The sequence below is a fragment of the Sporosarcina sp. SAFN-010 genome (assembly GCF_059415065.1).
Genome location: NZ_JBPFDS010000010.1, coordinates 37333 through 63781 on the forward strand (window position 1 = coordinate 37333; position 26449 = coordinate 63781).

Sequence of the window (26449 nt, forward strand, 5' to 3'; positions counted from 1 at the left end):
CTCCTTATGAACGATCTTTCAATGCAGCAACGCCAGGCAATTCTTTACCTTCCATGAACTCCAATGACGCACCGCCACCTGTAGAGATATGGTCCATTTTTTCAGCTACTTCAAACTTTTCAACAGCAGCAGCAGAATCGCCACCACCGATAATTGTAAATGCATCGGTTTCAGCCATTGCTTGAGCAACTCGCTTTGTACCTTCAGCAAATGGTGCCATTTCAAATACACCCATCGGTCCATTCCAAATAACAAGTTTTGAATCCCGGATCACGCTGTCGTAAAGTTCTGCGGTTTTCGGACCGATATCAAGGCCCATCCAACCTTTTTCAATGCCTGTGATTTCCACAGCTTTATTTTCTGCCGTTTCAGAGAATGAATCGGCTACCTTCACATCAATTGGCAAGTATAAGTTAACGCCTTTTTCTTTTGCTTTTTCAATGAATGATTTTGCAAGTTCGATTTTGTCTTCTTCAACCAGTGAGTCACCTATTTCGTGCCCCTGGGCACGCGAAAATGTATAGGAGAGGCCTCCACCGATAAGTAGATTATCGACTTTATCCAACAAGTGATCGATGACACCAATCTTGTCTTTCACTTTTGCGCCACCAATAATCGCTGTAAATGGACGCTCCGGATCTGATAATGCTTTCCCAAGTACGTCGAGTTCTTTTTCAAGTAGAAGTCCTTGTACACTTGGCAGATACTCCGCGATTCCAGCAGTTGTTGCATGTGCGCGGTGTGCTGCTCCAAATGCGTCATTGACGAAAACATCTGCCAGTGCAGCAAATTGTTTAGCAAGTTCAGGATCGTTCTTTTCCTCACCTGCATGGAATCGAACATTTTCAAGTAAAAGAATTTCTCCATCAGCCAACTCGGAAACTTGTTTCTCAACCGCTGGCCCTGTGGACTCGTCCAATTTCAAAACGGGTTTGCCTAGTAATTCCGCCAATCGCTTTCCCGCTTCCGTTAAACGTGAATCTTCTTTCACTTCACCTTTTGGACGACCCAGGTGACTCGCAAGAATTACTTTTGCACCCTGTTCAGAAAGGTACTCGATTGTAGGGATGGCAGCACGGATTCTAGTATCATCTGAAACTTTCCCATCTTCCATAGGTACGTTAAAATCCACCCTGCAGAAAACTCGTTTCCCTTTTAGATCCAAGTCTTTCATCGTCATTTTGGCATTCATGCGAACAAGCACTCCTTCACAAACAAAAGTTTTTAATAAAAAAGGAGGAAACGGGCAATGCCGTTCCTCCTGCCCATCTATTAAGTATAATCGGTCACAATCTGATAAGCCAGATTTTATGTGCCCGATATGTGTTTACGGTTGTAGCTTATAGTCCTTTTTCGTTCATGAACAACGCAAGGTCGATACAACGTGCAGCATATCCTTGTTCGTTGTCATACCAGCTAATTACTTTTACCATGTTGTCTCCAAGTACCATTGTTGACAGACCATCCACTGTAGAAGAAGCATGGTTGCCATTATAGTCTTTTGAAACGAGTGGAAGGTCGCTGTAGAATAGGTACCCTTTTAGTTCGTTTTCAGATGCTTCTTTTAATGCACTGTTTACGTCTTCAACAGTAACGTCTTTTTTCAACTCTGCAACGAAGTCAACGAGTGAAACGTTTGGTGTTGGAACACGTACAGCCATACCATCCAATTTCCCTTTCAATTCAGGAATTACTTTTGTTACAGCAGACGCTGCACCTGTAGTTGTCGGGATCATAGACTCTGCTGCAGCACGCGCACGACGGTAGTCTTCGTGTGGAAGGTCAAGAATTCGCTGATCGTTTGTGTACGAGTGAATTGTTGTCATCATGCCACGCTCAACGCCGAACTTTTCGTTCAACACTTTAACGACTGGTGCTAAACAGTTTGTAGTACATGATGCATTGGATACGTAATGATCTGTTGCTGCATCATATTCTTGTTCGTTCACACCCATAACAAGTGTTTTCACATCACCTTTAGCAGGTGCTGACAAGATGACTTTCTTCGCTCCAGCGTCGATGTGTTTCTGTAAGCCTTTAGCGTCGCGGAATACTCCTGTACTTTCAACAACAATATCGACCCCAAGGTCTTTCCATGGAAGGTTAGCTGGATCTTTTTCAGCATAGACACGAATTTTTTTACCGTTAATAATAATGTGGTTTTCATCCGAAGTGATTTCTGCATCCAGGATTCCGTGAACTGAATCATACTTCAACAAGTGAGCAAGCATCGGTGCATCCGTTAAGTCGTTTACTGCTACCACTTCAAGTTCTTCGTGTTCCAGTGTGTCTCGCATTACGATACGTCCAATACGTCCAAATCCATTAATCGCCATTTTTACAGTCATGTAAAATCCCTCCAAGTTTTGTTGTTATATATAGATGGCATACTTCGGAACATTTCCAAAGCGAGCCAATTGTAAACAAGTTGCGTTAGTCGTTCGCTAGCAAATTCACGATTTCCCTTGCAGCGCCTTCATCCGTAATAAGAACAGTTTGCTTTGTAGCTCCTCGCAAATACGAAAGAATCGCTTCTGCTTTTGCCGAACCACCCGCCACTGCTAATACCAATGGAATGCGTTTTAGATGATCGGTTTGAATTCCAACTGTTCGAAGGTGATGAACTATTTCACCGGCACCATTAAAGTAATACCCGAAAGCTTCACCTTTTGCACTTCTGGAATCGAGTAACTGTTGTTCTTCTTCATTGGAATCACGCATGGCCGCCATTTTTTTCGCATCGCCAATACCATGTAGTAAGCAATCCGCTGTTTCATATAGCTCAAGCATTTTCTGAGCGGTCGGTTCTCTTAGGAATATGGCATGTGCTTCCTCACTAAGAGATTCAGGATAATATAATGACTTATAAGAAGCATTACACGTATGTGCGAATGTAGCAGCAATCACGTTCGCTTGCTGTCCTATATTATCTCCAACCCCACCTCTAGCGGGAATGAATACTGTATCTTCTGCACCTGGGTAACAACTCAAGTGTTTCGGAATAGCTGCCATTGTACTTCCACCAGTTACGGCCACGATACGTCCATTTCCAATGCGACTTGCAAAAACAGATGCAGCTTCAGTTCCAAGTAATTCGTTGGAGCCACCTGGTTCAGAACTGTCCCCTTTTACAATGTGTACATCTTGAATGGAAAAATAACTTTTAATACGCTTTGCAAGTACATTCTTGCCATATTGCAACTCAACTAACGGTCCAAGATGCTGCAACACATTTTCTCCGTCAGAAGTGATGGTCGCTCCCTCTTTTGCAACTCGTATAAGTTGCTGATCTCGAAGGGCTTCCACGACCGAGCGTGTTTCACGTTCAGACAAACCTGCAGTGTCAGCAAGAGGTCGTCTTCCAATTGGCCCGGATGTTTTGATAAGTTTTAGCACAAGATAACGTTGTTGCAGGGTTGCCATCATTTCGGGTACCAACTTCTCCTGCGCTTCCACAATAGCCGATTTCAGAAAGACTCCTCCTTCCATCATAGGACAACAATTGACCATGTAGGTTAAAATACGTCCCACTTTAGTCAAAAAAATATATTAACTTATAATGCAACTATACATACTATTCCCGATAATTTCAAATTTAAACTCCGGTTTCAAAAAGTAATGCAAGATCGACATAACTAATCACACCTGAACAAAGGACCTCATTGTCTTTTTCGACAACAGGAATCATGAACACGTATTGTTCGTGCTTCGCGTCATCGTCTTCAATATTTACAGCTGTCCACGTTAATGGATAGTCTTCCTGGATGAGTTCCATCATCTGTTCAGCTTCGTCACACAAAGGACAGCCCGGTTTGGTATAAAATAGTACATGCATGAGAATCCCTCCATATAACCTCAGTGTAAAAGGAAAAAACGATCTACGCAACACTAAGTGTTGTATAGATCGTTTTTGGCTTACCAACTTCGGCCAGCGCCTCCACCACCTGTAGATCCACCGCCACCGAAGCCCCCGAAACCACCCCCACCGCTTGATCCTCCTGAACCGCCTCCGAATGATCCAGGGAAGAAGATCATACCGCCTCCGCGACGTCTACCACCGGATCCTCCAGAACCACCGGAACCACCACCTCTTCCAGAGTTAAAGAAGATTTGGATGAGGATGAAACCAATGACGATGATTGGGACGATTGGGAACCCACCCTCATCGTCATCGTAGTTTTCTCCACCATAGGTAGCAACAGGTAGTTCAGACCCTTCAAGTCCATATTCTTTGGCAATTTCGTTATAAAAAGCTTTGTATGCTTCCATAACGGCTAGGTCTGGTTGCTCTGCTGCCAAATATGGGCCAGACACTTGGTCAGTAATACGACCAATTTTCCCGTCAGGAAGAGCTCCTTCCAATCCATAACCAACAATTAAACGAAAGTCACGGGTGCCTTTTGGTCCGCCAGTTTTGACGAATAATAAAGCACCGTTTTCTTCTTTGGCATCGCCTAACTTAAACTCACGAAACTTCTCTACAGCATAGTCCTGAAAATCCTCACCATTTGTGTCTGGTACGACTAATACAGCAAATTCAGCACCTGTAGCACTTTGTAATCGCGTTCCATAATCCCTTAGTTCTTGTATTTGACTCTCGGACAGAATACCCGATTCATCTTGCACTACATCCACTTTTGCGTGGACTACCGGTTGAACAATTGTCAACAAAACTAGAAGCATGCCAAGCAGGGCAAATGCTCGGACAGCTAGCTTCCTCATTACTCATCAGCCCCAAAGTCGACTTCTGGTGCTTTTTCTGCACCCGCTTCTGCTTTGAAATATTCCTTTTCGTCAAATCCGAAAACAGACGCAACGAGTTTGCCCGGGAAACGCTTCACTTGTTTGTTATACGAAGCGACCTCGCTATTGTAATCTTTCCGTGCTACAGCAAGTCTGTTTTCAGTTCCAGCTAATTCATCCATAAGCTGTCTGTAATTCTCATTACTTTTCAATTCTGGATAATTCTCAACCACTACTAACAATCGACTAAGTGCACCTGAAAGCTCAGAGTCCGCTGCAGCTTGCTCCTGTGGACCGTTTGCACCAGCTAGTTTTGAACGAGCTTCTGTTACTTGACCAATTACTTCCTTCTCTTGCTTCGCAAACCCTTTTACGGTATTCACGAGGTTAGGGATGAGATCCACTCTTCGTTGCAGTTGCGTCTCAATCTGTGAATACGCTTGATCTACATTCTCTTCAGCCGTCACGAATTTATTATAGCTTGAAGTGAAAATCCCCACTACTATCAAAATAATTACTCCGATGATTATTATCGGTCCCAATAACTTCTTCAAATTCCCCGCCTCCTCAATAAGTTTTTCGCTTCGACACTTTCAGAAGTTTACCCTGAAACTAACTTACTCAAAACGTTCCTACTCTCTCTTTATACGAATAAGAAAACAAAAAGTTTCTTTATATGAAAAAATCCTGTGTCTGAATAGTTTTCAGACACAGAATCAGCAATGTAACCGGTATGGATGGAAAGTGAGAATAACGAACCATCAACTAGCTTCGGACATCAACTTCTCTAATTCCTCTTTCGTGAAAAAATATGTCTCATTACAGTAATGGCAATTCGCTTCAGCATGACCATCCGTATTAATGATGTCAGAAATCTCTTCCTTCCCCAAACTTATAATTGCATTTGAGATTCTTTCCTCAGAACATTGGCACTGAAAACGAACAGGGGTTCGCTCTAATATAGTAAGATTTTCAGCCCCCACTATTTCTTCTAGCAGAAATTCCGGTTTGGCTCCTCGTGCAACCATGGAAGGAATTGAGTCCATTTCGCGCACATAAGCTTGAACTCGTTCAAATAGTTCTTTACTAGCTCCAGGCATCATCTGGATGATAATTCCACCGGCAGATTGAACGTTATAACTCGCGTCCAACATAACCCCCATCTTAACTATTGACGCAGTTTGTTCAGAGTTGTTCAGGTACAATGAAAAATCTTCCTCTATTGTTCCTGAAACTAGCGGAACCTGCCCAACAAATGGTGCATGCACGCCAATGTATTTAGAGACCGAAAATACACCATCTAATCCTACAGCAGTTTCAACATCTGATTGATCAAATTCAGGAAAGTCCAATCCCATCTTAGGATTTGTAACATATCCTCGGACTTCACCGTCTGCGTTCGCATCAACTGAAACGCTGCCAATCGGGCCACCGCCATTTACCTTCATCGTCAACTTTTCAGTACCTTTCAGTGTCGTCCCTAGCAGCACACCTGCAGTCAACATCTGTCCAAGTGCTTCTGTAGAAGCGCGTATCGTATCATGCCGACGCCTAGCTTCTTTCACTATTTCTGTCGTTATAACGGAGTAAGCACGAAGTTGTCCTTCATACGCGATAGCTTTCACTAGGTAGTCATTCATTTTTGCGTTTCCTCCTTTCCTCAGCCCCCATACAAATTGAGCTTCACAAATCTTTATCTATTTTCTCGAGACGTATTTTTTCTGGTGTAACGTCATTTCCAAGTGGGTCGATCACTGTCATTCCTGAAAACGTATTGCGTACTTGCCCACCTATTTCTCTCAAATAGTCTTCTCGTAATACTTGTTGCCAAACGCGCTCAGCATTTGTTAGTCCTTCTTGCCGTTCTTTCTTTGCTAATTCATTGATTCTAGTTAAACTTTCAATCATGTTATGTTCACTCTTTTCTATTTAGTATACAAGGCAATCTGTACGATCGTTTGATGTGCTTTCCCTTAAAAGAAAGCGTTTAAGAGTGCTGTATTTCCACGCGTTCAAAAGATGGGAAGCGCGGTAATACATATTCTCCTACTTCTTGCAGAACGTCTTCAATCGGACGCGTGTTCGACCGCAGGTTCAAGACGACGTGATTCACTCCAATTTCTTGTAAAGCATTTAGATAGTCGATCAAAAACATACGACCTGATTTAAATCCAACGATAACCGGTATGGGGTTTGGAGCTGCCACTGGGTTTTCTAACAAGTCGACAACTAGCGGCTGTATAAATGGCTTGAATGTAGGTGTATGATCACGCCAAAGCTGGATGATTTCACGTTGTTTTTTGAGTTCTTGAGCATAGAACAACCAACCATCTGTATGTTCAGCTAGCCACTCAACCGTTTGACCTGAAAATCCGGTTCCAAAAGTAGGAATTGCAGCAAATGCCGGTTTCGGAATAATATCCCCCGCAGTCATTCCTACTCGCTCTGTCTGCAGTTCCGGAAATGCTTCCTTCCATACTTTTTTCATCACTTGTACGGATTCTCTAAATAACTCTGGCTTCTTTGTCCTATCCACTTTAAATGCAGGGAATTCTATCGCACGATCTCCTGTCGCAATCCCAAACAAAAAACGTTGTTGCGACAATTCGTCTAACGAAGCTGCAGCCTTCGCTAGGTGTAAAGGATGACGGAGTGTCGTTACCGCACTAGCCGTTCCAATCGCAAGTTTTTTTGTATGGGCGACGACATACGCTAGTAAGATAAACGGATCATACAAGACTCCCCCATCCCCAAAGTCAGGGTCTAGCAATGGTGAATCTCTTACGAACAATGAAGCAAATCCCAAGTCTTCCGCGTTTCTTACTAGGGCCATTTGTTCGTCTAGAGTTAACTTGTTGACTTCTCCTGACTTTTTCTCCGTTGGAAGAGTGATTCCTAATGTTAATTTATCTTCTTTGAATGTACGTGCAAAACCATTGTGCGCCTGAAAATCAGTCATGATTTATCCTCCGATGTTTCCTACCCCTTAGTTAGACGACCATTTTTTCCTCAATCCATTGTTCGAGCGTTTTTAACTCTTCCAACAAATGATCCGCATGCATATCTTCAAAAAGGGAGGCTATTGTTTTTTGCTTCAGTACATTTTTCCAGGCCACTTCAGCATCATCCATTAAGTCTACTAATATGCAGCATCGATCTTCTTTGTCCAATTCAAGCATGTCGTCAAGGATTCCACTAGAAGAGTAAAGCGACTGTTGCCCTTCTATCGCCAGATAAACATCATAGGTACGAATATTTTCTGCTTTCTGCTTCAACTTGAATCCCCCTTTACTACCTGTGGTGGACGTTATCAAATCTGCACGCACTAACTTCCTAAGCATTTTCTTAGAATACGTCGGAGAAGTTCCTAATTGGTGACTAATGGCTTCACCGGGCAATACAGCCTTTTCTGGTAATAGATTGAGTAAGAGAATAGCATAGATGGATTGTTCAAACCCGGCTTTCATTTGCATTCGTGTTCCCTCCTTAGAATAAATAATAGAAATCTGCTTGTTTTCTCTAACGTGGATAACAGTTGTACACGTTATATCAATATACACTAGATTGTGTAAAAGTAAAGTCGTCGGGATTATCTAAAGGACTTCATGTATAAAAAAACGAAAAACCCCCTACACTTGGATAAATCCAAGTGTAGGGGGGTTAGTATGCCCTCGGCGGGAGTCGAACCCACATTTCAAGCTTCGGAGGCTTGCGTGCTATCCATTGCACCACTCGTTAGGTGGACGGCATAGAACGCTGATATGACGATAGGTGTTCGTATAAGCTGACGTAGTGCTACGCGCTTCCCGCTCAATTTACGTAAGACAAGCATAACACGGAGCGCATAATCCGTCTAGTCAGTTATCGCATCTGACGTCAATTCCGTGGAAGTATTCTACCGCTTCTGAAACCATTCCAACTTCTCTGCGAATAGTTCCTCCTTTTCCGCTTTCAGCTTTTCAATCTTCAATAACGCCACATTAATATCCTGCCGTGTGTCCTCTTGCACGTTCAATAATTCGTCTACCTTTTCGACTAAAGTCGAGACGATTGACTCTAACTTACGAATAGCTTGCTTATCACTTGGAACCTGCCGATTATCCTGAAATACTTTCGGTTCCTTCTGCGCTACTGCAATATCACGCGCGATCAATTGCAACGTCCTTCCCGCTTCCGTGTTCTTCCTTAGTAGTTTCATAGCGTTTAAGTCTGCATCACAAAAGAGCCTAGCATTCTGCTCGTCGCGATTAATCCAATATCCGTGCAATTCCAACAGACCGGCGTACCTGCGGACGGTTCCCACGCTGATCCCGACCGCCTGTGACGCCTGTTTTACAGAATATGTAGCGATATGTTCCGTCATAGTCTTCACCCTTTACATAACTTTCACGTCCAGTATAACCGATTGAAAGGCGTAAGCATAGATAGGCTACATGGTTAGGCGTGTAGGCAAAGTTAGTGGGCTCAAATCGGCTTGTGAAGCGCCTGTTATTGCCGAACACCAAAAAGCGCCTACGTGTGTGACTACGTATGACGCTCGCTATGAATTGGTATGACGAGGTATGACTACGTATGACAAGACGGGCATATCGCTATGAATTGGTATGACAACGTAATACCTCGTATGACTAAACACTACCGTCCGGTTTATTTACGCTTGCGTGGCTTCGCTGGCAATCCGATTTTGCGTCCATGATCCATAATTGCACGAGCCTGTTCCTGCGCAAGTTCCTTTTTCGTCTGCTTTGCCATAAATAACGACCTCCAAAACTATGATACTCGCAGTATGGACGGGCTTTCCGCTTCTTATACGTGCCGCTCGCATACTGCCCCGCTCCCCGGCATATCGTAAGTTAAGTCTGCTACACAGCTACACGTTAGCAGGGAAAAACCGGAGAAGGGACGATAATATGTCAGTGGGGCAGGGCGCAAAACGTAAGCAGAGATCGGATAAAAAGCGGCAATCGGCGCCAACTATTTCGATTGTTTTAAAGGACACAATCCATCGCCTATCTTATATCACCGACACACCCGTTAAGGACGTCGCCGAAGCGATTTGCATTAGCGGTTTGACCTCAAAAAAGGTTATCGGCTATCTCGCACTTAATTTCCGTCGTGATTTACGTTTGGGGCAGACCGTATACATGGGCGATATTAGCCGGCCATCGTTGCAACGTAAAGTGGCGCCGGGCAAGACGGAGCGGATCACTATCCGATTTCATGCGCACGATTACGAACATGTAGCTACGCTGGCTTACGCATTAGACGTCAGTCCGTCACGCGCCACGGCTTTACTATTAGACGCTGCAATCCGCAATAGCGAGTTTCTGAACGACTATGTGCGAGACTACTTAAAACGCGAACTTGACGAGCGACGCATGGAAGAATTGAAAAAGGTCATGCGGTATCTGCGGAAGAATAATCCGTATGAAGAGGATCTTACGTGGACCCACTTGCTGACGTACATTGTCAGCGAGGTTAAAGACGGAGCACAGTCGATGGCAGACGGAGTGGGTACGTTTATCAGTAAATGGAAGTAAAGTTTAACCCCCAAATGAAAATTTTTTGTACGGATTTAAGAGGCGCCTGCAAACCGGTCGCCCGTTTTCGTATGCCCCCCCGTTGTATTTTTTATGGGAAATAAAAAAGACGCTCGGCTAGTAGCAGCCCTGCGTCTGTTTGTGTTGTTTATAGCGCGAAGTCCTCCATCGTTGCGTCCGCTTCATCATCTGTTATGCCGATATACAATAGCGTTACAGATGGTGCAGCATGATTGAACAGATGCTGTAACGTCGCTACGTCCTTATGCTTACGGTAGTGATGGAAGCCCATTGTCTTGCGCATCGTGTGCGTGCCTATGTCGTCCCGTCCGAGTGCCTCCGCTGCCTTTTGTAAGGCACGATAGGCTTGCGTCGTAGTGATATGGCTGTCGCCTCTGCGTGACTTGAACAGGTAATCGTCCGGCTCCATGTTCACTGTGTAGGCGTCCACCTCTGCGCGTGTAGCCCGTGGCAATAGGAAGCGTTTAGTCTTGCCCGTCTTAGTCTCACGCAGTGTGACGTGGGTCTTTCCCTTTACGTCGCGCACCCGCAATGGCACGATGTCACTGACGCGCAGTCCCGAGTTGATCCCGATGTTAAACATGAACAGATCGCGCTCACTCGCATACCGGCGCAATGCCCATCGCATATCCTCGATTTCCTCCGCTGTTCTTAACGGCTGAACGTTCTTTACCTTCGCCATATTACCGCCTCTTTTCATACGTTATCGTACGTTCAATGTATATTATCGTTAGTATAAACAAAGAACCCCGTCGTGTCAACGATTTAATGTACGATAATATACAATAAGGTACATACAGCATTGTTCCCGACCCCGTGAGTTTGGCGAGGCTGTCCGCCGTGAACTGATAAGCTGGCGTAATATTGACGATTCAAAACGTTGGAGTAGGCACGCGTAAGATAGCCGAAGCTGCAAAGAGCGACCTCAAACCGAACATTATCCGCAGTCCGCTTTTAAACTTCCTTCTATATTACGTCGCATATAATCTCTATGTTCGTTTTGCCTTAATAACGCAAGCCTCAAAGCGTTTGGCTACCCGCGCGCCAGAGGGCGAAAGCTGCAAAAACACGGAGCTACGCAGAATCCATAACGCCACTATATCGTCCGATTACGTACCCCTATATCGACGCTAATCGTTGCACTTTTGTTACATGGTGGAACATCAAATATAGGACAAAAACGGCATCCAAACGTAAAGCTACGTCAAGCCTGCGTTTTGAGTTCCTTCTATAGAGCGCTTCACTACGCTAACGTGTTACCTATGTATTTACGCATGTCCTGTCGCCCCTTTTATCGACACCCCATTGCGCGCAACATTGACGTAATTTATAATCGGACTCCGGCACCTTTTCCACGTTCGGTATTACCGCATAAAAAAAAAGGACGACACCCCGTTAAGGATGCCGTCCTTGAATGTGTACGATTATCGCGTCTGCCATTGCAATGCGAGTTGTTGCGCTGCCTGTTTCTGCTTACGTGCGGCCTCTGCCGGTGAAATCGGATGATCGTGGAAATGTAGCGTCTGAGTCACGGTGATGCCCGACTTGCCCTCGCCATTCAAAGTCGCTCCAACGCTCGCTGTCCGAATAGACGAGCGGGACGGTGCTTGATAACCCGCTATTTGCGGAACCGCAGGCGTCATCCAGTCGGTTGCTTGTCTCGACATCCCAATGACTCTCGACTGCATCGAAGCCATTCCATCAATCCAACCTCGCATCATATTGACGCCAATAAAATCACGCATCCATCTCGATGGTGAGTGAATATCGAACGCGGCGGCCATGGCTGCCTTAATTGAGTTCGCTATTGACGTAGCTTTAGCGATAAGAGCCGGTTCCATAGACGCCAATCCGTTTAGCAAGCCTTGTCCAGCGTTTTTACCGATGTCTTTTAGCGACTTCAACTCGGTATCTGTCACCTTCGTAAGCGCTACGATTTTACTCGTCCATTCCGTGCACATCTTCTCGAGTTCAGCATTCGCCGTTTCACGCATAGCCGTAATGCGATTAGCCGTATCTTCCTTCATGCCGGCGAGTTCCTTGTCCGCTTGGTCACGCGCTAACGCAAACTTCTGATTGTACAATGCCACGTACTGCGTAAGCTGTTGCTCGGACAGTCCGTTAAGCGCCTGCAATTCGCCGAGTGCTTTCGGCCCCATCGCTTCGAGTTCTTCCATCAAGGCTTGATCGTCGATTTTTCCCCATAGTGAATCGAGGACGGAGCGCCAGTCTTGAAGTCCGGTAACTTGCGATTGTAGGTTGTCGAGCAACGTCTGTCCGGTACCTTCGAACTTGGATACGAACTCATCGAATGTATTCGCAAATCCCGTAATCGCGGACACACGGTCGCTATACGCTTTGTTATACTCGGCGTTAAGATCGTGCTCACTCTTCGCCAGGTCATCGTTAATCTTCTGCATCTTATCCGCGTACTCTTGATTAATCGCCGTGACTTCTTTATTAACGGCTTCGACCGCTGCCTGGTATTGCTTCTGCGCTTCGACGCGTTCCTTCGTGCCTGCCTTAAACTGCGCCAATGACCGTCGCCATACTTCGGCTTCTGCTACGAGTGACAATTCTTCCGTAGACTTCTTATCCTCGACGTACTGCTTAATCGCAGCAAGACGATCCTTCGCAACCTTCTCCTGTACCTTGACGATTTCCGCGCCATGCTTGCGTTCGTTAGCGACCAATTTCGCCTTCGCGTCGGACTCAATCTTCGCGATACGCTGAATCTCCGAAACCGTTAATTTGCGTTTCTTAGCGCGCGCCTGCGCATGGATATTCGCGATGTCACGATTCTTGTCCGCGATAATCTTCTTTTCGTCCGCTGACTGCTTACGGTGAATTGCGTTGATTTCCGCGTTGCTCGCCTTCGTGACGTTTAGCAGAACACTCGTAAGCCCTTTAATTGACGCGGTTACGACGCCTTTCATAGAGGCGATTCCGTTCGCGAGCCCTTGTCCCGTATGTTTACCGATCTCGATCATGACGCGGGAAGGCGAGTGGATTCCTAGCATCTTCTTGGCCCACTCCGGAATTGAGGATGCTATCGACTTAACCTTTTCGACAACCGCACTGGCCATACTTCCAATTCCGTTGATTAGCCCTTGTATGATGTTCTTTCCGATCTGTACGAGGTCGATACCCCTAAAAATACTGACGATGCTAGAAAGAATATTCGACGCTGTGGTTTTTATCGTGTCCCAGGCACCCTTCCAATCGCCTTGCAATATCCGCATAGTCGTTTGGATGATTCCGAGGACTAGCTGGATCGCAGTCGTCACAACTGATTGGATTAACGCCCACGCGACTTTAACAATTCCGGAAATCAACGGCCATGCCACTTGGAAAATGCCTTGAATAATCCCCATCACCATTTTTATGGTCGCTTGGATATTGCTGAAATGCGTTTTAACGCTGGCTACAATAGCTTTACCGTTTGCGTTCCAGAAGTTTTTCAGTATATCTAACTGCGACTTTGCGAAGGTCAACACGGCGCCCATAATACTCGTAATGGTCGACCTGATAGCGTTAAATGCCGTCGCTGTCGCCTGCTTAATCATCGACCACGCTTTATCGACACCCGCGCGGAACCAGTCGACTTTGTTATACGCAACGACTAGCGCTGCACCGATTGCAACAATGGCTGCGATAGCAATACCGATTGGACCCGTCAGAACTGTGAAGGCCGTACCCAACGCACCAGCTACCGTACTTAGCGCCATAAAGCCCGTGATGATTTGCGGTACAAATCCGATTAATAGTAGCGCCGAACCTCCAACGATTAGAAATGCCGCGGACGCCGCTGCGACTAGCGCTCCGAGCTGCAGAAACTTCGGATTAAGGTCGCCAATCCACTTTCCTAGTTCCGTCATCTTGTCCACGAATTGCGTAATGTAAGGAAGTAGGGCGTCGCCGATAGATATTCCGATGTCTTTTATTACGTTGCTGAATATCGCCATCTTCGATTCTAGCGTCTTATAACGTTCAGCGGCCTCGTTAGATAGAGCACTGTTTTCGCTCCATCCTTTGTTCGCGATGTCGAGAGATTCCGTTAGAAGACCTTGGGCACCGGCAAGACGTAAAATCGTATCTTGTTCGCGGATACCCTTTATGCCCATAAAGTCGAGCATTGCAGCGAGGTTTTCGCCTTCTCGACCGCTTTTTCCGAGCGATTCGATAAATAGATTCAGCGCGTCAATCGGATTCGCCTTCCACATTTCCGCGAATTCTTTTGCGTTAAGCCCAACGCCTTCAGTAAACCTTTCTACTGCTCCACCACCTAGAGACACAGCCTTGTCGATTTTCTTCATGACCATGCTCATGGCGCTGCCCCCAGCCTCGGCCTCAATCAAATGTGTTATCACAGGGCTCTTTATCCCTGTTTCCGGGAGTTTCCTCGCATGATGGTACGTTGTTTCGTACCCGGTTCAGACTATATCATCACCTACAGCAAGGTCTGTTTAGGTGTCGGGCGCTCGTGTCCGCTTCATCACTGGTCTAGTGGTATGCGATTAGTCGTTGCACCTTCCACGCATCCCTGCGTGACTTGGCTCATGATTACCCGGAAGGGCTTTCCATGAATTCACCCGATTTTTTAAGCTGCCAATTTCTCGACAACTGGGCATTTTTGTTTACCCACTGAGGACATCGATCCTGCTAGCGCCGCAATTTCCGGCTCGGTCAGTCCGATTTGTGCACCAACACCGGCTAGTCGTAGAGACATTTCGACGATTTCTGACTCCGTAGTTGCCAGGTTATTCAATTTGTTAACGTAAAGGCTCTTTATCCTCTACTTCCAGGGGTTTCCCCGCATTATGGTGCGTCACTTCGCACCTGGTTCAGACTATGTCATCGCCTGCAGCATCATCTGTTTAGGCGTCGAGCGCTCGTGGATATTTCTCCATACAAAAAAGCCACCCATTTTGAGTAGCTTTTTTGATTAGGGTACTTTATCTAGTCGTTGCACCTTCACGCAGTTTACTACGCGCTTGGCTCAAGATCGGCATATGTTTAATCACAAAACACTTAGCTTTCCTTGAATTCACTCGATATTTTATGCCGCTAATTTCTCAACGGCCGGGCAATTTCTTTTACCCAAAGCAACTACAGTAGATCCGAGGTTACTGATTTTATCCATCGGCATTTGCGTTATGTTAGCCAAACGCGCAAGTGACGTAGCGGCTTCTTCTGACGACATATTTGTCGCAACTCCGAGGTTTACCATCGTCTTGGAGAACTCCAAAATATCGCCACTTTTTATCCCCAATTGTCCGGCTGTTTCAGCGACATTTGCGATTTCCACCGCGCTGGCTGGTAACTCCTTAGACATGTTCCGAATTCCCTGCGATAGTTTCGAAAACTCTGTTTCAGTAGCGTCTGTAGTCTTCCTTCATATTGTTAACGTAAAGGCTTTTTATCCTTTACTTCTAGGAGTTTCCTCGCATGACGGTACGTCAATTCGTACCTAGATCGGCGTACATTTTCGCCTACGTCCAAAACGTTTAGGCGTCGAACACTCTTGGCAGGATTATATTTATTCACCTGCTACGCTCTACGGTGCTTCGTAGCCTTTCGAAATCTACGAAGTTACCACGGTGTTGGCATAGCCCGAGCCTTAGCTTTCACCGTTTTTGCTCGATTTGTTACTCCGCTATTTCTAACGGAGAGGGCAAGAATTTACCCCAGCAAACGCTGACTGATAATCGGACGCGACTTTTACGGCACCTCCTAGTCCTGCAGCAATTGAAACTCCGAGACCTGTGACGACTGCTCCGGTTTGCTTAAATGCTGTAAACGTTTCTTTATTCGCGGTACCAAATTGCTTTAAATCGCTATTTGCTTTTTGCATGGACCGACTAAATTGAGTTATATCTGCGCCAATCTTGATTAGGATGTCGCCGTTATTCACTTAATCGCATCCTTGCTTGGGCGTATCTAAACGCTTTCTCCCCGGATTGCAGGCTATATCTATTTGCCATGACGTGATTGCCTTTTTGGATGTACTGGACCGACTTAATGATGTCTAAGTACGCCTCACGTAGCAGCTTAAAGTGACGCCTGTCGTCTTTTGACAGTTTTAATTTCTCAAGTTCCTGTAGCCCCTCGGCAAAGCGTAACTCCGCAATGCGCGCGCCCTCTTTGATCTTCGATAAGTCCTCGACTTTTTGCATCTCTGCGGCCGTTTCATAAAACGAGCGTTGCATGATCTTTTTTACGTCTTCCAGTGTGTTCATCTTAATTCCCCCTAAGTTTGACTTTGACTAACTTTGGCCTTTTCATGTAAATAAAAAGCGCCCGGAATAGCCCGAGCGCCATGTTTTCGCCTATGCAAATTTGATTGTCGCAAATTCAGTTTCCGCCGCATATTTGTTCAACAGCGCAGCTTTAGCTCCCTCTGCGAGTCCTACGTTCATTTTGAACGACACAACGGCTGTCACGTCCTTAGCCGCTAGTAACTTAAACAACGCGCTTAATGCTTCGTCGAGAACCTCGTATAACGGGCGGTTAAGTCCGTTTACTAAGTTAATCGACGTACCGTCAAAGCAAGTTGCAGTGGCAGAGTAACGTACCATCCTAGCGGTGGATTTATATCCGTTAATCGCCGACGGAGCTTGCGCCATGATTACGCTTTTTGTCACGTCCATCTGATATGCAATTGGCATTTTTAACGTCCCCTTTGTCGATTTCGAACTAGTTGCGCATTATACCCTTCATTTTTTACAGTTGACGTCTCATAATTTTAGTAGTCCTAGCGAAGTCCTCCCGAACATCGCCTCTTTGTTGCGTCAGGGCTGTAAACAAATCTGCACGCTTCTTTAATTCCGATTGTTCGGGTGTCAGGGATTTCTTTTTAAGGCTTTCATACAATTTTTTAAGGTCTCCCCCTTGTATAATGCGCTCATACCCATCACCACTTTTAGACATTTTGGATTCTAAATCAGATTTAACTTGATAGAAATGTGATTGTAATTCCCTCAATACGATCGGTTCAGCGTGCTCAATTTGGTCCCTAATTACCCTAACTGCATCATTGAAAGTTGATGCAAGGGCTGTTTCTGACATTATTAGACGAGCTTTAGTTTTTATTTCATCCGGCGAGAGTGACGTCGCAGGCACGGAGTTCCTAAACTTCTCCTGCGCTGCTTCACTTAAAATACGCAACTCATTTTCATACTTTTCTTGTATACCTTGTGCGATAGCCTCGCTTTCTTTAATGGCCGCTTCTTTGTCTTCCTTCTTAGCGAAATCCGTTAGCCGCGGATCTTCTTCTATCGTCGTAAGTTTAGAAAATAATTGCTCCGACAAAGTTTCCATAGTTTTTTTATGTGTTTCTAACGGCCCGACATACGTAGTTTGACCTTTGCCTTCCGACTCAACTTTTTGTGCTTGCGCTTCGGTTAGCGGGTATATATTCCCTTCGTATTTATGACTCCCATTAATATCTATTGCTTCAGTAATTAGTACATCAACGTATTTTTCTGTCATTTAGATAATCCCCTTTTAAAGTTATTATTTGATGTTTCCGAGTTACATATAAATTTGGTAGCACGTCTACTATTCGTCCTGCATACGCTCGATAACTTTCATCATTTTGCGTGCAAATAAGTCGCGCATATCATGTGGAATCCTACCATTCCGCTTACTCTTTGCCTCACTTCGTTTTAATTGCTGTGGTTTGTTACGCTCTCGGATTTCATATGAATTTTTTCGTGACATCTGCGATCACCTCCTTAGGATGCTTTCCGTACATTTAGAAACGCAAAATAAGCCGTCCATCTAGTAAAGTCTGTCGCATAACAATTCCATCCCCTAACCTCGCAATAATCACGTTTTTGCTGTTCTAGTTCCTCGACTACTTCGTCAAAAGTTCGCCTAGAAAAATACGCCATGTGGTGAACTACACTCGTAAGATTAATTTGCGGGAAGTTGAGCGCATTTTGTTCGTAATAAACTAGTAACGGCTTGTTGTTTTTAGCGGAATTGCACGACTTGCAGACTAGCGTCAGATTGCTGATATGGTGTCTGCCACCGTTTTTCATCGCCTGGATATGGTCGATTGTCGGCGTACTCGTATACGCACAACCGCAATAGCTACACAAATCATCCATTTGAGCAAAAAGAACATCAAACTCCTGCTGATCTGTCTCAATTGGGATCGGATACTTCTTCTGTTTTTCTCGCAGGCGACCGAACGCCTTTGCAGATTTCCTATTAGATAGATGCTTACAATCCTTGCACCGTGTTGTAGTACCGTTCTTTTTCCGGCTATCACGCTCGAATAGGTCAATGCTTTTTTCTTGGCCGCACACTCTACAAAGACACATCATCGCTGATCACCGCCTATTACTGCGTTAATCTTTGCGTCAATCGAGGTCAACCGGTCCAAAATTCCGAAGATTGTTAGTCTGCTTTTAATCGTTTTCATCGTCTTTTTCATGTCGTTTTCTCCCTTTTAGTTGGCGTTATTGTGTTCGATTGTTACCGTTAACCCTTGTCTTGCTACCACGTCATTTAACTGCCGTAACATCGTGGCGTTAGGATTCGGCGTATTGTTAAACTCACGGGCAAGCGGCGCACTATCCGTTAAAACGTGTACCGTGTCGTCCTCAAAGTCGCGCAACACGTTAATTAGCGTGCGATACGCGGGAAATACTGCGTTACTGCGCGAAAACACTTCCTTCTCGTATTCCTCGCCATCTTTGAGTATCGTAACGACGTACTCCGCTGGATCCGTTTGCTCAATTTGTTGCGTAATTTCGATCATTTTCTAGTCCCCTTTGCGATTTTGTTAGTTAGTTTTTGTAAGCGCATCTATTACCGCGCGCAGTGTATCGGATTGGATTGTATACGCAATATCAATCGGGTCTAAATCCTCTGGGAGGTCGAGTGTTATCGTTTTACCACCGGGCTTATCAACGTAAATCTGTCGTGTACCGGCGTTATAGTAAACCCTGCTCACTCGGAATCACCCGGCAAGAATCGTCGGCGGGGCTTGCGCTCTCCCTCTTGCGGAATGCCCGCCTTGTTATAGCGCGTGGGCGTTTTCGGCTTTCGTGGCTTGTGTTTTGAGTTTGTCATATCGTAATTTCTCCTTTATTTTTAGCGATTGCGCTAGTTGATAGATTCGATTCAGTCCGACGTGACGGCCGACATCCATGTGGTACTCCGATCCGTCCGCTCTTGTAATGTAAACTCGGGTAATTCCGTGTGGTCCGTATCGCCGTGTAACCTCTACGCATTGCATGAGACATCACGCTCCCCTCTCCATACATTTAAAGGCGCTATCGTCGTTTCTACGGTCATTTATCCGACTTGCAACCATGATTTTCCGTATGGCAATAGTTGCCGAGTGTATTCGTTCATGTTCGGCACCCACTACGCAAAACTAGGCTTGCAACCGTAGTTAGCGGGGCTTGAACAAACGTACTTGATTTTGATTAGCGCGAGCCTCAACGCATATAACGCGGCCCTCGTCGTCCATTTCTCGATGGGTTACGTCAGCGGCGTTCTCTAGAATCTTGCGTATGTCGGGTGGGTACGTGGAATACACGCGCCAGTAGCCGTCCGGCACGGAATACGAATACATCGTTTCCTGCTCGGCTCGTTCGTAATAACTCAATCGTCTTCACCACCCTGCTGTCGGACGTATTTAGTCAGACCGTGCCGCTCTATTTGTTCCGGCGACATCTCACTCAGTCGATACGTAGTGACATTGCCACCTTTAGCGCTGTATGGCTTGTCCGGGGGTGGTGTGCGTGTGATTCCCGGCTCAATAACTTCCGTCATTTCCGTCGTCCTCCCTCACCCTTGTATTTCTTTTGCGCCAATTAAAAAATCGCCCAGTTCATCGCGGGCGACTCTAGCTTTCGTATGCGTTTCCGTTGTTGGCTCGACTGCGTGAGTAATTGCAATTTCAACGAGTCGGATCGATGCGTCAATGATTGGCGATTGTTCGAGTTGCTGTAATTCTTTTAGATCGTCGTTAAGAACGTCCGCGAGGCCATGCGGTGAGCCGTAACAGTCCACGGTAGAATGTGCGGCCGTTATCGTATGTCTGAATACCTTGTTCGCTACCGATTTCTTGATTTCAACTGTCATTTTCTCGTCCCCTTTTTCGTTTTTCTTGATTACAAATAAGCCACCACATAGATTTGGCGCTGACCGGTACACCTGGCTCGATTTTCTCTTTTCTCTCCATTAAAACAACTCCTTGACTCTTTGAATTAGTAATGTTATGATTTAATTGGGAATATACTACCTAATTCCTCGATTTGACGAGAAAAAGAAATTAATTCCTCAATATCAACAACTTGTGCTAGACGAGCGCGTGTCCGATCTGATATCACATTGCGTCCAGCCTCGATGTGTTGAACTGTGCTTTGTGCCAGACCTAACAACGCTCCAAATTCCGCTTGCGTCATGTATTTACTTTGCCTTATTTCTTTAAATTGCTTAGCGTCCATCTCTTTTACCCTCCCTTTTATGTTTACTAGTGCAAAAAATATATGGGCTTGCCGCTACCCTGTTACTATATATGGGAATTTTCCCACGGATATTTTCTCGTTTTCATGAATTTTCCTACAATTATATTAATTTATTTTGCGCCATCCAGTCCGATCTTGCTCGGCATATCCTTTTTCAGCCTCCGCGAGTGATTTATACTTCTTAATTACCCCACCGCGCGTACCTCCACCGCCGTTAGATCGCTTCAATTTCTGCACACGTTCCGGCCGCTTCTTGTCGATCTCCTTTTCAATATCTTCACCTTCATACGCACTCTCGTACAACCGCGCCTCGTCGTTCACTGTTTCAGTCAAACGCGGCAAGTAGAAGTAGACAGGCAAGTACGATCCTGTCTCACTATAACGGTTATCTGCGTCCTTCTGCGCTACTCTACAATCATCGCAGCAAAAGCGAGCGTCTTTGCGTTTTGCCGGCTTTTTGCGGAAGTTGTTGCGGTCAATTGGGTACATATTTAAGCAAAACATATGACGACACTGGCGCCATTTCTTGCGCTCTGCGTGATAGTCCGACCATGTAGCACTGCCGTCCTCGATCTTGTCCTTATAATCGCTGTACAGCGACGTAATCGGATAGTCAGAGCGCTCTACGTAGCCTTTGCAGTTTACAGGCGGATTGGCGCGTATCAATTCCTGCTTCGCGCGCTCAATCATCGTAATCATATCGCGGGCAGATCCTTCGAGTGTCGTCCGTGGCGCACGTTTTAACTGCATATCCGTGACATTGGCGTATTGTTCGCGCCCCTCGATCTTACGCTGCGGAAAGCCTTCTCCGTATCGAACAGGGTGGAACGCTTTTAATCGTGGCATAGTTGAGTAGTCGATTGTTGGATTAGTAGTTTTAGTTGTCATTGAAATTCCCCTTTTCCGGTGGTTTTTGTGTGTGTTGGTTTTTGAACCTAATAACTTATATATAGCTAAGTAACGTGATAGAAGAGTGTGAAACTATGCGATAGACCAGTGATTCTCCCTCTCATAGCGTTTGATGCGCTCCTTAATTTCATCCGTATCACAAAGTAGATAAGCTACATCGACAACGGACTGCTCACTTGTAACCTCGACCGACTTCTCACCTTCTGCAGGCTTGTCCAAAAGTAGTCGATATTTATTCGGCTTATATCGCGTCTGCCCGAGTTCAGCGCTCCGTGCTTTATCGACCTCACCTTTCCGAACGTACTCAATGAATCCGCGCTCGACCAGCTTTTTAATTGCGGAATTTACGGTCGGCTTCGATTTCGTGCCGATCATCCTCATGGCGCTGTTCATCGTCAGATAAAACACGTTTCCATATCGCTTCGAAGTCGATAGCATGGCATACGCAAGCTGTTTCTGACGGAATGTACCGACTTCCAGGACGGCCAGTATTTCCGACTTATAAATCGTAATCGGTCTATCTGCGTTGCCTAGCGTGTAATTTCGGTCATATGCAATAGCGACGATCCGCTCCGTTTCCTTCTGCCAGTGTTCGGGCGTACTCTTTGGACTGAAATATTCGCGAGGCGTATCGTGGAGCACGCGCATGATATTCTCGATAGCCACGTCAGCCTCGACACCTTGCGAATTGAAGAAGCTGGCAAGCGTCAACGTCGTGCTGTGTCGCGTATTCGATGCGATTAGACGGCCGGCTTTAAGTATTTCCGCGGCTTTCGTGAGTGCTTTTGACGTATCGACCACGTTCACTGTCGTATCTGTGCGCTCCACGACTTCGCGGAACTCCGCTTCCTGTTCGTCAGTCAATTCGATAGCGCCGTCCTCGATCAATTCGGCTGCAAGCGGCTGTACATCGTACAAATAGTCGTAGCTTTCGATTGGCTCAAGCGTCTGCCTATCGACGAACCAGCATCGGTTGCCTGTACGTTGGTGAATGCCGAGTGGTATTTTAACGCCTTGCGTCCAGGTCGGTCGAAACTCGACTTTTTCAGCCGGCAAGTCAGCCTCTTGAATGACGTTCATATAGAAGGTACGCACGATTTCGCTCGGTAGCGTCCGGTCAAAGAATAAATCGACGTGGTAGCCTTTTCCCCCGGAAATGCTGACGTGAATATCCGCGCCTGCAATGTGGAACTCGCGCTGTAATACGTCAATTAGTTTCAGCGTTGCCCATCGCGCCATCGGCTGATCGTCCGAGTAATCTACGTCGAATGTGACGAATTTATTGTAGGCATTCGCATTAAATACGCCGTACGTGTTGGATCCTTCGATGTGACGTTTCAGCATACTGTCATTCAGCGTCCAAATGCCGGAATTATTCGATCGGTCGAGCGTGATGTAACTGTCCTGTGTTTGGACGAGGTACTTTTTGCGTGTAGTGACGTAGAGGTCGCTTAGTTTTGCGATTGTTGGACCTTGGCTGTTCTGTTTCGGTGGAGTCATGCGTCATTGCCCCTTTCTGATTTCTTCAATTTTCGGTAACTGTGATAGCGCCTTGGATAGTTGTTGTGACTGTTCGAAAATGAAAACAACATTCCCAGGAACCTTGTGCGACGTGTCAATATCAATCAACTTGCAGCCTTGCGCCAGTAAATACTTTGCGACGCGGAAACTTAAAATACATTTCAATCAAAACGCCCCTTTTCATCTTGTTGGTTTTTGAACCTAATAACTTATATATAGCTAAGTAACGTGATAGAAGAGTGTGAAACTAGGCATAGTAGGTAGATTCGTCATACTCTGTCATCTCCTTATCTAGTTGTGGAGTGTTAGCGAATACATAAACGCGCCGATCCTCGACTGTCTCACTAGGTAATTGCGCCAGTAAGTTGTGACCGCGCTGCATGAGTTCGATTGCAACAGCCTCGTCAATTACAAGTTTTAATGCTTCTGTGTCCGTCATCTCGTCATCTCCTTTAAATTTCGTAAAACTGTTGCACAACGCCTGTCACCGTGATATAATTGCTTTACAGTGATAAAATGGACGGAATTTAGGCGGAAATAGACACGCCTAAGTATAATATCGGCGGCTTTCTACGGATGTTTAGTAGATTTCCGTCTTTTTTGCGTTTTATTTAAAATAATTCTGCACGGCGATGATTTGCGCCAGCTTATCCGCGTCCAGTCCGAACGCTGACCGCACTAAAGCGGCTGTACGGGCTGTTACAAGGCGTTCCCCGCGCTCAATGGCGTTGACTAGCTGCGGACTAACGCCCGTCTTATCGGCGAATTGTTGACGTGTCAGGCCGGCTACGCGGCGGATCATGGCGAATTGATTCGATGTCATTGTGTCAACTCCTTTAAAATAGTAATAGTTGCTACGTAGAAGGTAAAAAATATATGCGCCTCTCACTGTATAGGTGTCGGCAGCGACATTTTTACCCGTTCTCACCTCTAAAGACAGCTAATCCCGGAATCGTCAATTACTCTCTCTACTACTGTTAGATACATATTGCGGTGTTTAACAACCCTCTCGTCGTTAACTGCGGCCGTTATGCTTGATCGTTAAAGCCGTCTCTATAAGGTATAGCCAACTAACGCCCCGCAATTATAGTGTCAGCGATCAAGTTTCCGTAATTTCCTCGCTGCGTTGCGCCATTTCCGCTTGTGCTTCCGCCTCAGCACGACTTGCCTGTTCCGCCTTCAATGCCGCTTTGACTTCGCGGAGTTCTCGCACAGTCATTTCGTCGACCTTCTTTTCTGCGCCTGTTGATGGGATTGTGTGCGGTGTTTCTACGAACTCTTGCCGGGCGTCTTCGGGAATTTGAGCAACCTGTAGTAGTTTTGCGAACCCTAAATGCGAAACCGATTTCGCTTTCTCTCCGAGTTCTTCAGTAATCTGCATGAATTGCTGTGCATTCCGCGCTGTCATACCGATTTCCCCTAGCCACTTGCCGAACTCCCCATGCGCCAAGTCGTTGTCCTTTACGTATTTCAACCGCTTGCCGATTTCGAATATAGCTTCGCCGGCGACTCGTTGGTATGCGTTGATTTCTGCTGTGATTACGTTTATGTCCGAGGATAGAGCTTGCTGCTGGTTCGTTATAACTACCATGAATATCTGTCCTCCTCTACTTGTGTTATCGTTTGAAACCAGCACATTGGGAATTATTTCGGAATTCTTTTTAAATCTTCCTCGACTCACCTATATGTACTATCGTTTCAAACTTACTAGTGCGGAGATTTAGCGAGAATAACTTAAAACATATTTCAGTGCTCTACTTTCTACATTCGGGGTCCCAGTGAATATACTTCGCATTCCCTACAGACTCTGTAAAAATAATTCAATTGTTTAAATCATAATAAGGTCGTTTAAAATTAAAAAAGCTGTTACAATATTCAACAAACGGACATTTTTTGATTAAGTCTAGTTGATTTACTACGAAAATTAATTTGCGGGGCTGCAAAAAACTAACACTAAATAAGACGCGGCTCATTCATTCTGCAAAATAGAGAACTACTAATCTTAGACATTGAACTTAAGTGAAAAAGGAGGTTTTAAAAAGTGGAAGAACAAGGTGTATGGGCAGAGCCTGATAGCTTTACTTCGGTATTTCGATGTACTTCTCAGAAATATGCTGAAACTTTTTTGAAAAAAGGTGAGATTAAATTTAGCACCCCAAGCTCTTGGGTTAAATATGCTTTTGAAAAAGGCGAAGGGCGTGGAGACAAATTAGAAGGAACATTAGCGACATTTAATATTTTTGATATTGACCGGGTAGTTGAAATGTATCAGAAATATAAAAAGTATCCGGATTTAATACGTATGACCGTTGATCAGCGCATTTACTTAAAGAGATCCAGAGATATGGAATTGCCATGTTTTTGCTTTTATATATTGAAGCAAAGTATGTTTGATTGTCCTAATAAGGAAGGAAAAAACATATTATCAACAACAGTACCAGCATCATATTTCAGAGACTTTATGGACGATTTAGATCCTCAAGAAGTAGAGAAATTAAGTAAAAATGATAAACCGGCAGTTATTTTCATACACAATTACAAGGAGTTTGAACAAAGAATTATCAAAACCCTTATGGCATTAGGACTAAATAGAGAAGAAATTATCATTACACCCGTTCGGTATGTAGATTTTTATGAAAACGGTAATTCGGGTTGGTGGGATTTTGGAAAAAGACCACCTAAAGAATTAGCAATTAAGCATAAACGGTTTGAAAATCAAAGTGAAGCGAGAATAATCATAAATACGGATAATGAAAAAATCAAACAAAAATTGGCGAATCCAATTGAAATTGGTTCACTAGAGGACATTGCGACGGTAAGTAATACATATCTTCATGAAGGAATATCGGTAAGTTTAACTGCAGATTTGAAATTATTGGATTGATATTTCCACTTATTACGTAAGTAATAGCTTATGGTGCAGACTTATACGAAATTATATTACATGATTCGGTAACATTATTTTTCCGCGAACCTATTTCATGTATCATCCTAAATATTTTCCACTTCCGGTTTTTCGCGGAAATAAAGAAGAAGAGCGGTGTTGGCGCCCCGTTCTTCTTTTCTATTTGGTCTAATAGGCTATTCGGCTGACACCGCTCCAGGTCGTTCAGTTACGGCGTCATTTAACGTATAACGGTTTGGCGCCCGCATACGCACCGTACTATTTGGCTGCTGCGCTCGGCCCTCCGTTATTACGGACGCAAACGCCATTTAACACGTCAA

Annotated in this window: 32 protein-coding genes and 1 pseudogene; 2 read left to right on the top strand and 31 right to left on the bottom strand. The window is 45.2% G+C overall.

The window, feature by feature from the left end:
* Positions 1 to 4: 4 nt before the first annotated feature.
* The 11 genes from ACR65F_RS12045 to ACR65F_RS12095 form a co-directional block, all read right to left on the bottom strand.
* Positions 5 to 1192, bottom strand: a complete 1188-nt coding sequence (locus tag ACR65F_RS12045; protein ID WP_440504540.1) for a phosphoglycerate kinase — start codon at positions 1190 to 1192, stop codon at positions 5 to 7.
* 148 nt (positions 1193 to 1340) lie between these two features.
* A complete protein-coding gene (gap, locus tag ACR65F_RS12050) occupies positions 1341 to 2348 on the bottom strand; it encodes a type I glyceraldehyde-3-phosphate dehydrogenase (protein WP_440504541.1) in 1008 nt (335 codons plus the stop codon).
* 85 nt (positions 2349 to 2433) lie between these two features.
* Complete coding sequence (locus ACR65F_RS12055; protein ID WP_440504542.1) at positions 2434 to 3510, bottom strand: sugar-binding transcriptional regulator; 1077 nt, start codon at positions 3508 to 3510, stop codon at positions 2434 to 2436.
* Positions 3511 to 3595: 85 nt separating this feature from the next.
* The gene (locus tag ACR65F_RS12060) at positions 3596 to 3835 is read right to left on the bottom strand and encodes a glutaredoxin family protein (protein ID WP_440504543.1); all 240 of its coding nucleotides are present in this window, start codon (positions 3833 to 3835) and stop codon (positions 3596 to 3598) included.
* Between the two features lie 80 nt (positions 3836 to 3915).
* Positions 3916 to 4722: a TPM domain-containing protein gene (locus tag ACR65F_RS12065; protein ID WP_440504544.1), complete on the bottom strand. Its 807-nt coding sequence runs from the start codon at positions 4720 to 4722 to the stop codon at positions 3916 to 3918.
* Positions 4722 to 5297, bottom strand: a complete 576-nt coding sequence (locus tag ACR65F_RS12070; protein WP_440504545.1) for a LemA family protein — start codon at positions 5295 to 5297, stop codon at positions 4722 to 4724. Before ACR65F_RS12070 ends, ACR65F_RS12065 begins: the two co-directional genes overlap by 1 nt.
* A 207-nt stretch (positions 5298 to 5504) precedes the next feature.
* The gene (gene hslO, locus ACR65F_RS12075) at positions 5505 to 6383 is read right to left on the bottom strand and encodes an Hsp33 family molecular chaperone HslO (RefSeq protein WP_440504546.1); all 879 of its coding nucleotides are present in this window, start codon (positions 6381 to 6383) and stop codon (positions 5505 to 5507) included.
* 43 nt (positions 6384 to 6426) lie between these two features.
* On the bottom strand, positions 6427 to 6651 hold the full coding sequence (locus ACR65F_RS12080; RefSeq protein WP_440504547.1) for a DUF896 domain-containing protein: 225 nt from the start codon (positions 6649 to 6651) through the stop codon (positions 6427 to 6429).
* 79 nt (positions 6652 to 6730) lie between these two features.
* On the bottom strand, positions 6731 to 7702 hold the full coding sequence (locus tag ACR65F_RS12085) for an LLM class oxidoreductase (protein WP_440504548.1): 972 nt from the start codon (positions 7700 to 7702) through the stop codon (positions 6731 to 6733).
* Positions 7703 to 7733: 31 nt separating this feature from the next.
* On the bottom strand, positions 7734 to 8216 hold the full coding sequence (locus ACR65F_RS12090) for an RrF2 family transcriptional regulator (protein ID WP_440504549.1): 483 nt from the start codon (positions 8214 to 8216) through the stop codon (positions 7734 to 7736).
* Between the two features lie 422 nt (positions 8217 to 8638).
* The gene (locus ACR65F_RS12095; protein WP_440504550.1) at positions 8639 to 9106 is read right to left on the bottom strand and encodes a MerR family transcriptional regulator; all 468 of its coding nucleotides are present in this window, start codon (positions 9104 to 9106) and stop codon (positions 8639 to 8641) included.
* A 547-nt stretch (positions 9107 to 9653) separates the two neighbouring features.
* Between ACR65F_RS12095 and ACR65F_RS12100 the strand changes: the two genes are divergently transcribed.
* Positions 9654 to 10283 (top strand): hypothetical protein, encoded by a 630-nt coding sequence (locus tag ACR65F_RS12100; RefSeq protein WP_440504551.1) that lies wholly within the window; start codon positions 9654 to 9656, stop codon positions 10281 to 10283.
* Positions 10284 to 10431: 148 nt separating this feature from the next.
* Here the strand turns inward: ACR65F_RS12100 and ACR65F_RS12105 are convergent, their stop codons facing one another.
* The 20 genes and pseudogenes from ACR65F_RS12105 to ACR65F_RS12200 form a co-directional block, all read right to left on the bottom strand.
* Positions 10432 to 11004 (bottom strand): site-specific integrase, encoded by a 573-nt coding sequence (locus ACR65F_RS12105; protein WP_440504552.1) that lies wholly within the window; start codon positions 11002 to 11004, stop codon positions 10432 to 10434.
* 724 nt (positions 11005 to 11728) lie between these two features.
* Complete coding sequence (locus ACR65F_RS12110; RefSeq protein WP_440504553.1) at positions 11729 to 14674, bottom strand: phage tail tape measure protein; 2946 nt, start codon at positions 14672 to 14674, stop codon at positions 11729 to 11731.
* Between the two features lie 230 nt (positions 14675 to 14904).
* Entirely contained in the window at positions 14905 to 15033 is a 129-nt protein-coding gene (locus ACR65F_RS12115; RefSeq protein ID WP_440504554.1) for a hypothetical protein, read from the bottom strand.
* Positions 15034 to 15363: 330 nt separating this feature from the next.
* A pseudogene (locus tag ACR65F_RS12120) lies at positions 15364 to 15687 on the bottom strand (phage tail tape measure protein); the annotation flags it as partial.
* Between the two features lie 279 nt (positions 15688 to 15966).
* A complete protein-coding gene (locus ACR65F_RS12125) occupies positions 15967 to 16218 on the bottom strand; it encodes a hypothetical protein (protein WP_025783062.1) in 252 nt (83 codons plus the stop codon).
* A complete protein-coding gene (locus tag ACR65F_RS12130; RefSeq protein ID WP_440504555.1) occupies positions 16211 to 16543 on the bottom strand; it encodes a hypothetical protein in 333 nt (110 codons plus the stop codon). The genes ACR65F_RS12125 and ACR65F_RS12130 overlap by 8 nt, the downstream gene beginning before the upstream one ends.
* 90 nt (positions 16544 to 16633) lie before the next feature.
* Positions 16634 to 16972: a hypothetical protein gene (locus ACR65F_RS12135; protein WP_440504556.1), complete on the bottom strand. Its 339-nt coding sequence runs from the start codon at positions 16970 to 16972 to the stop codon at positions 16634 to 16636.
* Between the two features lie 55 nt (positions 16973 to 17027).
* A complete protein-coding gene (locus ACR65F_RS12140) occupies positions 17028 to 17795 on the bottom strand; it encodes a hypothetical protein (protein ID WP_440504557.1) in 768 nt (255 codons plus the stop codon).
* A gap of 69 nt (positions 17796 to 17864) precedes the next feature.
* Positions 17865 to 18026, bottom strand: coding sequence for a hypothetical protein (locus ACR65F_RS12145; RefSeq protein ID WP_440504558.1), 162 nt, complete (start codon positions 18024 to 18026; stop codon positions 17865 to 17867).
* A gap of 14 nt (positions 18027 to 18040) precedes the next feature.
* Positions 18041 to 18637 (bottom strand): HNH endonuclease signature motif containing protein, encoded by a 597-nt coding sequence (locus tag ACR65F_RS12150; RefSeq protein ID WP_440504559.1) that lies wholly within the window; start codon positions 18635 to 18637, stop codon positions 18041 to 18043.
* Between the two features lie 125 nt (positions 18638 to 18762).
* Complete coding sequence (locus ACR65F_RS12155) at positions 18763 to 19074, bottom strand: hypothetical protein (protein WP_440504560.1); 312 nt, start codon at positions 19072 to 19074, stop codon at positions 18763 to 18765.
* A 24-nt stretch (positions 19075 to 19098) separates the two neighbouring features.
* Positions 19099 to 19269 carry a hypothetical protein gene (locus tag ACR65F_RS12160; protein WP_440504561.1) on the bottom strand — a complete coding sequence of 57 codons (171 nt, stop codon included), beginning with the start codon at positions 19267 to 19269 and terminating at the stop codon, positions 19099 to 19101.
* A gap of 842 nt (positions 19270 to 20111) precedes the next feature.
* A complete protein-coding gene (locus tag ACR65F_RS12165; RefSeq protein WP_440504562.1) occupies positions 20112 to 20408 on the bottom strand; it encodes a hypothetical protein in 297 nt (98 codons plus the stop codon).
* A 134-nt stretch (positions 20409 to 20542) separates the two neighbouring features.
* Positions 20543 to 20773, bottom strand: coding sequence for a helix-turn-helix domain-containing protein (locus ACR65F_RS12170; protein WP_440504563.1), 231 nt, complete (start codon positions 20771 to 20773; stop codon positions 20543 to 20545).
* 126 nt (positions 20774 to 20899) lie between these two features.
* Complete coding sequence (locus ACR65F_RS12175) at positions 20900 to 21682, bottom strand: hypothetical protein (RefSeq protein ID WP_440504564.1); 783 nt, start codon at positions 21680 to 21682, stop codon at positions 20900 to 20902.
* 93 nt (positions 21683 to 21775) lie between these two features.
* Entirely contained in the window at positions 21776 to 23203 is a 1428-nt protein-coding gene (locus ACR65F_RS12180) for a TOTE conflict system archaeo-eukaryotic primase domain-containing protein (RefSeq protein ID WP_440504565.1), read from the bottom strand.
* 3 nt (positions 23204 to 23206) lie between these two features.
* Positions 23207 to 23389, bottom strand: a complete 183-nt coding sequence (locus ACR65F_RS12185; RefSeq protein WP_440504566.1) for a DUF5659 domain-containing protein — start codon at positions 23387 to 23389, stop codon at positions 23207 to 23209.
* Positions 23390 to 23471: 82 nt separating this feature from the next.
* A complete protein-coding gene (locus ACR65F_RS12190) occupies positions 23472 to 23663 on the bottom strand; it encodes a hypothetical protein (protein ID WP_440504567.1) in 192 nt (63 codons plus the stop codon).
* Between the two features lie 168 nt (positions 23664 to 23831).
* Positions 23832 to 24047: a helix-turn-helix transcriptional regulator gene (locus tag ACR65F_RS12195; protein ID WP_440504568.1), complete on the bottom strand. Its 216-nt coding sequence runs from the start codon at positions 24045 to 24047 to the stop codon at positions 23832 to 23834.
* A gap of 276 nt (positions 24048 to 24323) precedes the next feature.
* Entirely contained in the window at positions 24324 to 24815 is a 492-nt protein-coding gene (locus ACR65F_RS12200) for a DUF3102 domain-containing protein (RefSeq protein WP_440504569.1), read from the bottom strand.
* Positions 24816 to 25265: 450 nt separating this feature from the next.
* Here ACR65F_RS12200 and ACR65F_RS12205 point away from each other — a divergent pair, with 450 nt between their 5' ends.
* Complete coding sequence (locus ACR65F_RS12205) at positions 25266 to 26108, top strand: hypothetical protein (protein WP_440504570.1); 843 nt, start codon at positions 25266 to 25268, stop codon at positions 26106 to 26108.
* Positions 26109 to 26449: the final 341 nt, after the last annotated feature.

Bases quoted from the DNA above. Each gene is read 5' to 3' on its own strand.
- ACR65F_RS12045 (WP_440504540.1), bottom strand. From the start codon at position 1,192: ATGAATGCCAAAATGACGATGAAAGACTTGGATCTAAAAGGGAAACGA.
- gap (WP_440504541.1), bottom strand. From the start codon at position 2,348: ATGACTGTAAAAATGGCGATTAATGGATTTGGACGTATTGGACGTATC.
- ACR65F_RS12055 (WP_440504542.1), bottom strand. From the start codon at position 3,510: ATGGTCAATTGTTGTCCTATGATGGAAGGAGGAGTCTTTCTGAAATCG.
- ACR65F_RS12060 (WP_440504543.1), bottom strand. From the start codon at position 3,835: ATGCATGTACTATTTTATACCAAACCGGGCTGTCCTTTGTGTGACGAA.
- ACR65F_RS12065 (WP_440504544.1), bottom strand. From the start codon at position 4,722: ATGAGGAAGCTAGCTGTCCGAGCATTTGCCCTGCTTGGCATGCTTCTA.
- hslO (WP_440504546.1), bottom strand. From the start codon at position 6,383: ATGAATGACTACCTAGTGAAAGCTATCGCGTATGAAGGACAACTTCGT.
- ACR65F_RS12080 (WP_440504547.1), bottom strand. From the start codon at position 6,651: ATGATTGAAAGTTTAACTAGAATCAATGAATTAGCAAAGAAAGAACGG.
- ACR65F_RS12085 (WP_440504548.1), bottom strand. From the start codon at position 7,702: ATGACTGATTTTCAGGCGCACAATGGTTTTGCACGTACATTCAAAGAA.
- ACR65F_RS12090 (WP_440504549.1), bottom strand. From the start codon at position 8,216: ATGCAAATGAAAGCCGGGTTTGAACAATCCATCTATGCTATTCTCTTA.
- ACR65F_RS12095 (WP_440504550.1), bottom strand. From the start codon at position 9,106: ATGACGGAACATATCGCTACATATTCTGTAAAACAGGCGTCACAGGCG.
- ACR65F_RS12100 (WP_440504551.1), top strand. From the start codon at position 9,654: ATGTCAGTGGGGCAGGGCGCAAAACGTAAGCAGAGATCGGATAAAAAG.
- ACR65F_RS12105 (WP_440504552.1), bottom strand. From the start codon at position 11,004: ATGAAAAGAGGCGGTAATATGGCGAAGGTAAAGAACGTTCAGCCGTTA.
- ACR65F_RS12115 (WP_440504554.1), bottom strand. From the start codon at position 15,033: ATGTCTCTACGACTAGCCGGTGTTGGTGCACAAATCGGACTGACCGAG.
- ACR65F_RS12130 (WP_440504555.1), bottom strand. From the start codon at position 16,543: ATGAACACACTGGAAGACGTAAAAAAGATCATGCAACGCTCGTTTTAT.
- ACR65F_RS12135 (WP_440504556.1), bottom strand. From the start codon at position 16,972: ATGCCAATTGCATATCAGATGGACGTGACAAAAAGCGTAATCATGGCG.
- ACR65F_RS12140 (WP_440504557.1), bottom strand. From the start codon at position 17,795: ATGACAGAAAAATACGTTGATGTACTAATTACTGAAGCAATAGATATT.
- ACR65F_RS12145 (WP_440504558.1), bottom strand. From the start codon at position 18,026: ATGTCACGAAAAAATTCATATGAAATCCGAGAGCGTAACAAACCACAG.
- ACR65F_RS12150 (WP_440504559.1), bottom strand. From the start codon at position 18,637: ATGATGTGTCTTTGTAGAGTGTGCGGCCAAGAAAAAAGCATTGACCTA.
- ACR65F_RS12155 (WP_440504560.1), bottom strand. From the start codon at position 19,074: ATGATCGAAATTACGCAACAAATTGAGCAAACGGATCCAGCGGAGTAC.
- ACR65F_RS12165 (WP_440504562.1), bottom strand. From the start codon at position 20,408: ATGACAGTTGAAATCAAGAAATCGGTAGCGAACAAGGTATTCAGACAT.
- ACR65F_RS12170 (WP_440504563.1), bottom strand. From the start codon at position 20,773: ATGGACGCTAAGCAATTTAAAGAAATAAGGCAAAGTAAATACATGACG.
- ACR65F_RS12175 (WP_440504564.1), bottom strand. From the start codon at position 21,682: ATGACAACTAAAACTACTAATCCAACAATCGACTACTCAACTATGCCA.
- ACR65F_RS12180 (WP_440504565.1), bottom strand. From the start codon at position 23,203: ATGACTCCACCGAAACAGAACAGCCAAGGTCCAACAATCGCAAAACTA.
- ACR65F_RS12190 (WP_440504567.1), bottom strand. From the start codon at position 23,663: ATGACGGACACAGAAGCATTAAAACTTGTAATTGACGAGGCTGTTGCA.
- ACR65F_RS12195 (WP_440504568.1), bottom strand. From the start codon at position 24,047: ATGACATCGAATCAATTCGCCATGATCCGCCGCGTAGCCGGCCTGACA.
- ACR65F_RS12200 (WP_440504569.1), bottom strand. From the start codon at position 24,815: ATGGTAGTTATAACGAACCAGCAGCAAGCTCTATCCTCGGACATAAAC.